We start from the raw sequence: 10184 nt of genomic DNA, 5'->3' as shown, positions 1-10184 counted from the left end.
TCCGCCATGTCTTGCTTTCCCATAACGCAACAGACCCGCTGTCCCGACGATTCAACAGTTCCTCCCTATCCATGATTCAACAGTTCCTCTGTCTATGGAGGTGACCTGATGGCCAGGTCAGCCGTCCCGTCCAACCGCCCGGCGGAACCGGCGGAACCGATCGCTATCACCGGGATCGGCCCCATGCTCCCCGGTGCCTTCGCCGTCCCCCCTTTCTGGAACAACCTGCGCACTGGCAGCTCGCAGCTGGGCCGGATCGACCTGGGGGAAGGCCTGGGCGTGTGCGTGGGGGCACAGCTGGGCCCCTTTGAGGTTCAGGAGGTGTTGCCTGGCCTGTCCGCGCGGCATGCGGCGAAGTACAGCAGGGAGATCCTGGCCACGATGGCGTCGATCAAGTCTGCGTGGCAGGACACTGGTCTGGATGAGGCGGGCATCGACCCGCGGCGGGTGTCCATCATCCTGTCAAGTTCGCGTGGATTGCCTTGGCGTTCGCGCCATGCGTGTAACCGTGCCGACGGAACGAGCGGGATGCTGGGCAGCCTCACGGCTTCGCCCACTAACTTGACTGCCATCTATCTTGGCGCGCAGGGCCTTATGACGACCATCAGCGCCGCCTGCGTTGGCGGCCATCACGCCCTCGGCGTGGCATTGCGGGAACTGCGGGCTGGCAGCAGTGACGCGGTGCTCGTCGGGGGATATGACTTCCCGCTCGTGCCAGACGTGATGGGGGTGTTCCAGGAGCTCGGGCTGCTGTCCCGCGAGCGTGACCAACCTGGGCGTGCGGTGCGGCCGTACAACCGGGACCGTGACGGCACGGCGCTCGGCGAGGGTGCGATCACACTGTGTCTGGAGCGGGTATCGACTGTTCGCGCCCGTGGTGCCCGCGTATACGCGCACATTCTGGACCACCAGGCGCTGAACGAAGCCGGTCACGCCACCCGGATGGACCTTTCCGGGAGGATGACGGCGGACCTGCTGATCAGGGCGGTGACGGAGGTGGGGCGTTCGGTTGACGAGATCGGGTACGTCTGCGGACACGGCACCGCCACCCGTGCCAATGATCTGGCAGAGTGCCAGGCGCTGAAGGCGCTGTACCCGCACCGGCGGGCGGAGGAGTTGCCGCCGCTGGGGTCGAACAAGCCGATCTACGGCCACACCCTCGGTGCCGCAGGGATCATCAATGTGGCCGCCACGGCCCTGATGCTGCACCACCAGAGCCTCGCACCCACGATCAACATCTCTGACGTCGACCCGGACTGCGCCCAGGATCACGTCGCTGACGGCCCCCGGCCGGCGACGCTCGACCTGGCGGTGTCTCTGGCGTTCGCGATCGGCAGCCAGACATCCGTGGTGATACTCGGGGCGTCGGCATGAGTAATCCGGTCGTGGCCCGGTCGGTGGACGAGCTGGTCGCCCAGCACGTTCGGCCCGGCATGCATCTGCACTTCGCAGTGACAATGGCGCGGCCGAACGCGTTGATCAACGCGGTCGCCCGCGCGTTCTACGGCACCGGCGCCCTGACGGTCAGCATGGCTTCGGTGCACTCCAGTGCTCATGCCCTCGCCTTGTCGGGTGCGGTGCAGAAAATGATCACGTGTTTCCTCGGCGAGACGTACCCGACGCCGCGGCCGTGTCCGCTGTACCGGGACATTCTCACCGGCACGCCGTACGAGCTCGAACTGTGGTCTCTACTCACCTTCGTGCAGCGGCTGATGGCAGGGGCCACGGGGCAACCCAGCGCGGCTACGTCATCCCTGCTGGGTACCCATCTGGCCGACGGTAAGAACGACACCCTCACCGTGGTGCGCGACCCGTGGTCACTGTCCGGGCGCCCGACGGCGCTGTTGCGGCCGTTGCGCCCCGACATCACCGTCGTTCATGGAGTATGCGCGGACCGGCGCGGCAATGTGGTGCTTCTCCCGCCGCACGGTGAGGGGGCTTGGGCCGCGTTCGCGGCCAAGAAGGGCGTCATCGCGTCCGTCGAACGGATCGTCGAGGAAGACGTGATCGCCTGGAGCTCGGAGCGGGTGCTCATCCCCGGGCAGCGGGTGATCGGGCTGTGCGAGTCGCCCCACGGCGCACATCCACAATCCCTCCGTACCGATTCGCTCGGCAAGGTCCATGGCTACCTCGACGATTACCAGTTCCTGGCCGACACCGCCGACGCCTGCCGCGACCCACACACCGCACGCGCCTGGTTCCGCGAATGGGTTGACCTACCCGGTGGGCACGCCGAATACCTCGAGCGGCTGGGCGGGAAGCGGCTGGTGGGGCTGGCGCTCGACACTCCACCACCCCGGCGGGCCCCGGACACCGCATTGCCGGTGGAGCCGACCCGCTCCGAAACCTTGATCATTCTCGGGGTGAGGGCCGTCATGCGTGAGGTTCGGACGCACGGCTACGACACCGTGCTCGCCGGGATCGGCGCATCCCACATGGCAGCGTGGCTCGCCGCGGAGCAACTCCGGCTCGACGGCGTGGACGTCGCCCTCGTCGCCGAACTCGGGTTCTACGGCGTGACGCCCTGCCACGGGGACGTCTTCCTGTTCAGCCAACGGCACACCAGGGGAGCCCAGCAACTGGCCGGGATTCCCGAGGCTCTCGGCGGTCTCGTCGCCAGCAACGAGCGCTGCCTCGGTGTGCTGGCCGCCGCCGAAATCGACACCCACGGCAATATCAACACCAGCGTGCTGCCTGACGGGCGGTGGATCACCGGGTCCGGCGGCGCGCATGACATCGCCGCCTCCGCTGACTGCGTCGTCGTGGCCCCCGCCGACCCGCGTCGCTACGTGCGGCGCGTCGCGGCCGTGACCAGCCCCGGCCACCGGGTACGGACGGTGGTCAGCGAATTCGGAGCGTTCCGCCGGGAGCACGCCGATGACCCGTTCCGCCTGACCACCTTCCTTTCCCGCGAGGGAGGACCCGCCACGCCCGGCGACGCTGTCACGACCGGCACCGACTGGCAGGTCGACTACAGCGAAACCGTTGCCGAGGAACCGATTACCAACAAAGAGCTTGCGCTGCTGCGCAGCCTCGACCCGGAAGGACACTACCGGTGACCGAACGACACAATGGCACCGTAATGCAGCCCGGCGTCCAGTTGACGGGCCTGGGGCATTACTTTCCCGGACAGCCGGTGACCAACGCGTTCTTTGAGCAGATTCCCGAACTCGGCATCGATGACGCCTGGATCGTCGAGCACACTGGCGTCCGGACCCGGCACTGGCCCGAATCAGACGACGAGCGCCCGGTCGAGATGGGTGTGGCCGCCGCGCGGAAGGCCCTCGACCACGCCGGGATCACGGCCGGCGACGTCGATCTGCTCATCGGCACCACGTCGACGACCCGGGCGCGGGTGAACCCGTCCTCCGCCACCAACCGCTACCCCGATATCTCGCTGCCGGTGCAGAACCTGCTCGGCGCCCGGAACGCGGCGTGTTTCGACATCACCGCGACCGCCTGCGCTGGTTTTCTCTACACCAGCACCGTCGCCCGTACCTTGCTGCACCTGCTGGGGAAGCGTACGGCGCTGATCGTCGCGGCGGAGAACCCGAAACCGATCCTCAATTTCAAGTACCGCTATTCCGCGTTGTTCGGGGCGGGTGCGGCGGCCGCGGTGTGGAGCCGGGTCGACCGTGGCCCATCCGGCCTGGTGGACACCGTGGTGAAATCCGACGGCCGGCACTTCGACGCCTTCGACATCGACGACGAGGACAAGATCCTGATGCGGGGTGGGCAGATTGGTGAGCTGGGCCCGCGCCTGCTGATCGACGCCGCCCAGACCCTGCTCAGGCAGAACGACCTCGAGCTCGGGCAGATCGATTGGATCATCCCGCACCAGGGCAACCTGAACATGATCAACGAGGTGTCGGCGGCGCTGGGGATCCCTCGCGAGCGGTTGCTGCTCAACATCGACCGCCGAGGCAACACCTCCAGCGTGAGTATCCCCAGCTGCCTGTCCGAACACGTGCACAGCGGGAAGATCAAGCCGGGTAACCTGATCATCGCGCTCGGCATCGGACGCGGCTTGAACTGGGGTGCGATGCTGTTCCGCTACCGGTAGCTCAGTCCCAGTTACCGGTAGTTTGTTGGATCAAGGCTGCGTGGATATGCCCTCACTGGCTGTCTGCTGGAGGGAGCCGGTGAGGGTCTGTTGCGTTATGGGAAAGCAAGACATGATGGACCCTGCCTGAATGTTGATCAGACAGCCAGGGTGAGCTCGGTGAAGGCAGCCGACACCCGCAGCCGCGGGTCGGCATGATCGCGCCACCTCCTGCTGCAGAGAGAGTGTTTATATCATGATCAATAACATTGTTTCGTGGAATTTACTTAAAATTCAAGACGATTCACAATTCTTGGTGAGCGTCTATTAATTTCTGATCTTTCGTTGGCCAATGATGCCGTATGCTTACGGCAGGAGAAGGTGAAAAAGTGGATCAGGCCATGCGCGCACGTCCGAGCAAGGATTCGGGTGACCGGACGCGGGATGCTGGAGGAAGTACCTCCATTGCGGTGATTGGGGCCTCGTGTCGCCTTCCTAGTGGCGTTGGTTCCGCGGCGTCGTTGTGGGATTTTCTCCGCGACGGTCGCGATGCGATCACCGATGTGCCGTCAGAGCGATGGAGTGAGAAGTCACTGACAGCGTTGCAGGCAGAGACCGGGAGGACTGGGCACACGCACGTCGCATCCTGCCCGCCTGCTGCACCACCGTCGAGTTACACAACGCGTCCCACGACGTGCACCGTAGCCAGTTCAACCCGTTCATCCAGGCCGTTCGTGAATTCACAGAGAGTTGACGTAGGTGACATTTTTAGGATCAATATGCGAGAATTTCCATTGGCCCCTGTCCAACCTGGGAATGGCCTCCGGCGGTGCAGGAGCCATGATCGCGCCGCCTTCGGGCCCTGGCATCTCCTCGCTGAAAGGGAAGGTCTGTCATGACTCCTCCCGTGCAGACGCCTGCGCAGACGCAGGCGATGATTGACGAGGTCCTCTCGGCCTACCCGCCCAAGGTCGCGAAGGCCCGGGCCAAGCACATCAAGCCCAACGACCCTGAGGGGTCGAAGGGGTGCGAGGTCAAGTCCAATATCAAGTCGCGCCCCGGTGTGATGACGATCCGTGGTTGCGCCTACGCCGGTTCCAAGGGTGTGGTGTGGGGTCCGATCAAGGATATGGTCCACATCAGCCACGGCCCGGTCGGTTGTGGCCAGTACTCGTGGGCGTCCCGGCGTAACTACTCGCGTGGTACCTGCGGCGTCGACAACTTCGTCACGTTCCAGTTCACCAGCGACTTCCAGGAACGCGACATCGTCTTCGGCGGTGACAAGAAGCTCGCCGCGACGTGCAAGGAGATCGCCGAGCTGTTCCCGCTGGCCAAGGGCATCTCGATCCAGTCCGAGTGCCCGATCGGGCTGATCGGTGACGACATCGACGCGGTGGCCCGCGCGACGTCGAAGGAACTGGACATGCCGGTCGTCCCGGTGAAGTGCGAGGGATTCCGCGGCGTCAGCCAGTCGTTGGGCCACCACGTCGCCAACGACGCCATCCGGGACATCGTGCTCGGCACCCGGGAGACCACCAAGCAGACGCCGTACGACGTCGCCCTGATCGGTGACTACAACATCGGCGGCGACGCGTGGGCGTCGCGGCGGATCCTGGAGAACATGGGCCTGCGGGTGGTCGCTCAGTGGTCCGGGGACGGCACCCTCAACGAGCTGTGCAGCAGCCATCACGTCAAGCTGAACCTGATCCACTGCTATCGGTCGATGAACTACATCTGCACCACAATGGAGGAGCGCTTCGGCACTCCGTGGATGGAGTTCAACTTCTTCGGCCCAACCAAGATCGTCGAGTCAATGCGGAAGATCGCCTCCTATTTCGATGACGCGATCAAGGAGAAGACCGAAGCGGCGATCAAGAGCTACCAGCCGTTCTTCGACCAGGTGATCAACGAGTACCGGCCGCGGCTGGAGAGCAAGCGGGTGATGCTCCTCGTCGGTGCTCTGCGCCCCCGGCACACCATCGGCGCCTACGAGGATCTCGGCATGGAGATCATCGGTATTGGCTGCGAGTTCGCCCACAAGGACGACTACACCCGTACCAGCCTCGAGCTCGGCGAGGGTGTCGTGCTCTACGACGATCCCACCGCCTACGAGCTGGAGGAGTTCGCCCGCCGTCTCAAGCCGGACCTGATGGGTGCCGGCGTCAAGGAGAAGTACGTCTTCCACAAGATGGCGCTTCCGTTCCGCCAGATGCACTCCTGGGACTACTCCGGTCCGTACCACGGGGTGGACGGCTTCGCCGTGTTCGCCCGGGACATGGACATCGCCATCAACAGCCCGACCTGGAACCCGTTCCAGGCCCCCTGGTCGAACGCCGCGTGATTGCCGGCCTCACGGCGGGTTGGGTAGGCCTCGCGTCGAGGTGCCCGCCTGAGACGGGTCCTTTTACGTGTGGCCCCCCGCCGAACCGGACGTGCCCGATTTCCAGGCATCTGGCTCTCCAGTGATCTACTGTGTGAGCGTCTTGCGTGGCGCTTTCCAGTGGATTGTGTCATGGCAGTTACGGCAGACGATCAGGGTCTTTCTTCGCCGTTTCGCCATGACGTTCACCCAGCCGGGCTGTGGTCCGGGTTTCGCGAGTTCTGCCAGGCGGGCGACGTGGTGAACCCTCAATGTCACTTAACCTAGTTTGATCAAGCTGCGACCTGGGGTTTTGTTGGGTTGGCGAGTCTGATGGTGGATGCGGCGGGGTGGTGGGTGCCGTGCTGGCCGGGTTTCTTGACGGGGTAATGATTGTGGGCTCTCCGCCTGGCCGAGGCGACGCGCGCCCTTCGGGACGATCCGCGGCTTGAACTCGCCATTCCGGTCCCGCGGCACGGTGATCTTCACGGGGCCGGTGGTCGTGTGCACGGTTTTCGTGCCGTGGCCGTTGCGCGAGTTTCCCGACCCGTTCCCCGAGGAATCCCCGCGCTCATAGCCGAGATGATCCGACATTTCTGTTTCCAGGGCACGTTCGAGCACCGCTTTGGTCATCCGGGCCGGCAGCCCGTCCACACCATCAATCGGCGTTCCTGAAGCCTCCGCGTCCGCCAGCAGCCGATCGATCGCCTCCGGCTGCAGCACCTCCGCCAGCCGCGCCGCTGCGTCTACGTCAACCGCCGAACCAGCCTTCGTGCCGTTCAACGAGGGTCCTTTCCGACCGAACCAGGTTCATCCCGACCTGATCCATCCAAACCCATCCGTCCTTACACGAACCATCTGACACCCCCCGCTCAGCAGAAGATCGTCGAGAACGCCCGTCGCCGACGAGCAGAGTCCCAGTGGATAATTATCATTATCCACTGGGACCGGCTAGGATCTCAGTGGATAATGCGGCCCAGGCGGGGGCGACCCGCCGGCCGCGACTCAGCGGATAAGAAGGAGCCTGCCGATGACGACGATCCCGGACCTCTCCGACTACGCCGTGAGCACCCCGGAGGACATGGAGTGGTACCTCTCTGATCATCCGTGGGCGGCCGCCGAACGGGCCCGCCGCCGTGCCGCGATCTGCGCGCGGGAGCTGGAGCGGGCAGCGACGGTGACCGGCTGGAGCGAGCGCACCCGGCGGGCCGACGCCACCGGCGAACTCGTCGACCGGCCCGCCGGGTGGCGCGACAGTCTGGTCGGGCTGGCCGAGTCCATGGAATCCGTCGCCGCGGACAACCAACGACACGTCCGCGCGGAGACGGCCCTATCCGACGCCGCGTGGGTCGCCCGTGAGCGCCGCCGGCTGGAGACCCACCGCCAGGCCGCCGGCGACCGGGACTACACCTACCCGGCCCACCTGATCGGGCCGGGCGCGGCCGCCTACCCGCCGCCGGATCTCCAAGGCGATCATCGACGAGCTGGCCACGATCCAGCTCGGCTACGAGCGCGGCACGACAGCGTCGGCGAGATGTTCGGCCAGATGCGGCGCGCCTGGGACGCCGGCGACGCCGTGATCGACGCACTGGAGGGCCTGCGCCCCGCGACGCCGACGGACGACGGCGCGACGCCGTGACCGCACCGGTCGTCCCCCTGCACCTCGACACCGACCTCTCGACGGTCGCCGACCGTGCGCTAACGGCGACCGGCCGCTACCTCGACCGGTGCAAACTCGCCGCCAACACCGTCACGGCCTACCGGCGCCAGTGCGCCGCCTACACGGCCTGGCTCGCCGCGCACACCGACGCGCACCCCGACGCCTTCGCCGACGTCGTCGGCGCCGAGGCTGCGGTCACCGCCTGGCGCCGCCACCTGCTGCGCACCACCAGAGCCAGCCCGGCCACGGTCAACCAGGCCCTGGCCGCCGTCAGCCTGATGTACGAGCACGGCCCGCAGCTGCGGATCCAGGTCAAGCGGGCCCGGGTACCGCGCCCGGGCGAGCCCGACGCGCTCACGCCCGCCGAGCAGGGCGCGGTCGAACGCGCGGCCGCCCGCCGCGGCCCCCGCGACGCCGCGATCATCGCCGTGCTCTTCGGCGCCGGCGCCCGGGCCGAGGAATGCGCCCGCCTCGACGTCGACGACGTTGCGATCACGTCGCGGACCGGCCAGGTCCGGCTGTACGGCAAGGGCGACGAGGTCCGGGTCGTGCCGCTGCCGGCTACCGCGCGGGTGAGGATCTCCGCCTGGCTGCTGAAACGCGGCAACGCCCCGGGCCCGCTGTGGACCGGACAGCGCGGCCGGCTGTCGACCTCCGGGATCACGCAGGTCGTCCTCGCCGTCGGCGCCGCCGCGCATCTCCCCGGCCTCCGCCCACACCGGCTCCGCCACACCTACGCCACCCGGCTCCGCCAAGGCGGCGCCGACCCCGCCCAGGTCCAGGCCCTCCTCGGGCACGGCGCGCTCGAGTCGACCGCACGCTACTTCCGCGCCGGCACCGCCGAGGTGGCCGCCGTCGTCGAGCAGATCTTCGAGTAGCGGCCCCGCTCCCTCGCCGGACAGCGAGGCCGGTGCCAGCACGGGTGTGTAGGGGGATTGACATCCACTGGCTGCTCGGTGACCCGAATGACGCTGGCCGCCGAGTGCGGCGGATGGTAGGGCGATATCACGGTATTACTCTGAAGGATTGTGGGCGGGTTTGTGCTGGTAAGGGTCGTGGTCGTCGGTATTCGGCGACCACCCGCACATGCTCGTTGACCGGGCGCGGGTAGCCGCGGCGCTGCCCGGCTACGAGCTGGGCGACCAGATCGGCGCGGGCGCCTTCGGGCTGGTGCTGGCCGGCTGGCACCGCCGCCTGCAGCGCGACGTCGCGATCAAGGTGCTGGCTACGGCGCAGGAGGGAGCGCGTGTCCGTTTCCAAACCGAGGCACGGATCCTCGCCGGGATGGACCATCCCCATCTTGTCCGGGTCCACGACTATGCCGAGACCGACAGCCTCTATCTGATCGTCATGGAGATGTTGGCCGGCGGGACCCTCACCCGCCGGCGGGCGGGCATGACGGCGCAGGAGTCCTGCGCGGTCGGCCTGGCCGTCGCCGAGGCACTCGCCTACACGCATGCCCGGCGGGTACTGCACCGCGACATCAAACCGGACAACATTCTGTTCGACGCCACCGGCTTGCTGAAGGTGACCGACTTCGGGATCGCGAAACTGTTCGCCGGAGCGGCGGCCAGCGCAAGCGCGATCATGGGGACGCCGAAGTACATGCCCCCCGAACAGCTCACCGGTGGCCGGTTGGGACCGGCCGCCGACCTGTACGCCCTCGGGGTGCTTTTGTACGAGCTGCTCGCCGGGGTGGCGCCGTTCGACCCGACCCTGCCCCCGCACGCCCTGTACCACCACCATCTGCACACCCCGCCCCCACCGCTGCCGGGGGTACCCGCGCCGGTAGCCACGGTCATCCTGCGGGCCCTGGCCAAGGATCCGGCGGCGCGGTATCCCTCGGCGCGGGCATTCGCGCTCGCTCTCGCCGGCGCCGCGGCCCGCGGCTACGGGCCGGGATGGGTGGCGCAGTCCGGGATCCCGGTGTGTCTCGCCGATGAGGTCCACGCCGCCAGCGAACGGCCCGCTGACCCGGTGGCGAAGGAGCCGCTGGTGACCGTCCACGTACCACTGCCGGGGGCGATCCCTCCGGCCCTCGACAATGCTCCCGACAGCGGCGAACCATCTGCACACCAGGCGGGAAGGCAACCGTCGGACGGGGGATCCCCCGCTCCCGCCTC

General features: G+C 67.0%; 9 protein-coding genes and 1 pseudogene. 8 read left to right on the top strand and 2 right to left on the bottom strand.

The genetic code is table 11. From position 1 onward, the window contains the following. Window positions 1-108: 108 nt before the first annotated feature. From CV1CTNOD_RS15000 to nifD, 5 genes are all read left to right on the top strand, one after another. Complete coding sequence (locus tag CV1CTNOD_RS15000) at window positions 109-1374, top strand: beta-ketoacyl-[acyl-carrier-protein] synthase family protein (RefSeq protein WP_131786707.1); 1266 nt, start codon at window positions 109-111, stop codon at window positions 1372-1374. After that, window positions 1371-3059, top strand: a complete 1689-nt coding sequence (locus CV1CTNOD_RS14995; RefSeq protein WP_131786706.1) for a CoA-transferase — start codon at window positions 1371-1373, stop codon at window positions 3057-3059. The genes CV1CTNOD_RS15000 and CV1CTNOD_RS14995 overlap by 4 nt, the downstream gene beginning before the upstream one ends. Then, window positions 3056-4063, top strand: coding sequence for a ketoacyl-ACP synthase III (locus CV1CTNOD_RS14990; RefSeq protein ID WP_207386461.1), 1008 nt, complete (start codon window positions 3056-3058; stop codon window positions 4061-4063). Before CV1CTNOD_RS14995 ends, CV1CTNOD_RS14990 begins: the two co-directional genes overlap by 4 nt. 341 nt (window positions 4064-4404) lie before the next feature. Next, complete coding sequence (locus CV1CTNOD_RS28390) at window positions 4405-4941, top strand: beta-ketoacyl synthase N-terminal-like domain-containing protein (RefSeq protein WP_131786705.1); 537 nt, start codon at window positions 4405-4407, stop codon at window positions 4939-4941. Further along, on the top strand, window positions 4938-6383 hold the full coding sequence (gene nifD, locus CV1CTNOD_RS14980; protein WP_131786704.1) for a nitrogenase molybdenum-iron protein alpha chain: 1446 nt from the start codon (window positions 4938-4940) through the stop codon (window positions 6381-6383). The genes CV1CTNOD_RS28390 and nifD overlap by 4 nt, the downstream gene beginning before the upstream one ends. Before the next feature lie 126 nt (window positions 6384-6509). On the opposite strand, the gene CV1CTNOD_RS27890 is transcribed toward nifD, so the two are convergent. Together CV1CTNOD_RS27890 and CV1CTNOD_RS14970 are read right to left on the bottom strand one after the other, a co-directional pair. After that, window positions 6510-6680: a hypothetical protein gene (locus tag CV1CTNOD_RS27890; protein ID WP_347402942.1), complete on the bottom strand. Its 171-nt coding sequence runs from the start codon at window positions 6678-6680 to the stop codon at window positions 6510-6512. A gap of 123 nt (window positions 6681-6803) precedes the next feature. After that, window positions 6804-7133 (bottom strand): annotated as a pseudogene (locus CV1CTNOD_RS14970) (transposase); the annotation flags it as partial. A 298-nt stretch (window positions 7134-7431) separates the two neighbouring features. Between CV1CTNOD_RS14970 and CV1CTNOD_RS14965 the strand changes: the two are divergent. From CV1CTNOD_RS14965 to CV1CTNOD_RS14955, 3 genes are all read left to right on the top strand, one after another. Continuing rightward, a complete protein-coding gene (locus CV1CTNOD_RS14965) occupies window positions 7432-8040 on the top strand; it encodes a hypothetical protein (protein WP_131786703.1) in 609 nt (202 codons plus the stop codon). Then, complete coding sequence (locus CV1CTNOD_RS14960) at window positions 8037-8939, top strand: tyrosine-type recombinase/integrase (protein WP_131786702.1); 903 nt, start codon at window positions 8037-8039, stop codon at window positions 8937-8939. The genes CV1CTNOD_RS14965 and CV1CTNOD_RS14960 overlap by 4 nt, the downstream gene beginning before the upstream one ends. Before the next feature lie 208 nt (window positions 8940-9147). Then, window positions 9148-10184: serine/threonine-protein kinase (locus tag CV1CTNOD_RS14955; protein ID WP_131786701.1), on the top strand; the 1037-nt coding region annotated here is incomplete at its 3' end.

The organism is Protofrankia symbiont of Coriaria ruscifolia, from assembly GCF_900634745.1.
Classification (GTDB): domain Bacteria; phylum Actinomycetota; class Actinomycetes; order Frankiales; family Frankiaceae; genus Protofrankia; species Protofrankia californiensis.
The sequence above is the reverse complement of the archived record's forward strand: the minus strand, read 5'-3'. Positions and strand labels throughout refer to the sequence as shown.

Bases quoted from the DNA above. Each gene is read 5' to 3' on its own strand.
- CV1CTNOD_RS14995 (WP_131786706.1), top strand. From the start codon at position 1,371: ATGAGTAATCCGGTCGTGGCCCGGTCGGTGGACGAGCTGGTCGCCCAG.
- CV1CTNOD_RS14965 (WP_131786703.1), top strand. From the start codon at position 7,432: ATGACGACGATCCCGGACCTCTCCGACTACGCCGTGAGCACCCCGGAG.
- nifD (WP_131786704.1), top strand. From the start codon at position 4,938: ATGACTCCTCCCGTGCAGACGCCTGCGCAGACGCAGGCGATGATTGAC.
- CV1CTNOD_RS15000 (WP_131786707.1), top strand. From the start codon at position 109: ATGGCCAGGTCAGCCGTCCCGTCCAACCGCCCGGCGGAACCGGCGGAA.
- CV1CTNOD_RS28390 (WP_131786705.1), top strand. From the start codon at position 4,405: ATGCTTACGGCAGGAGAAGGTGAAAAAGTGGATCAGGCCATGCGCGCA.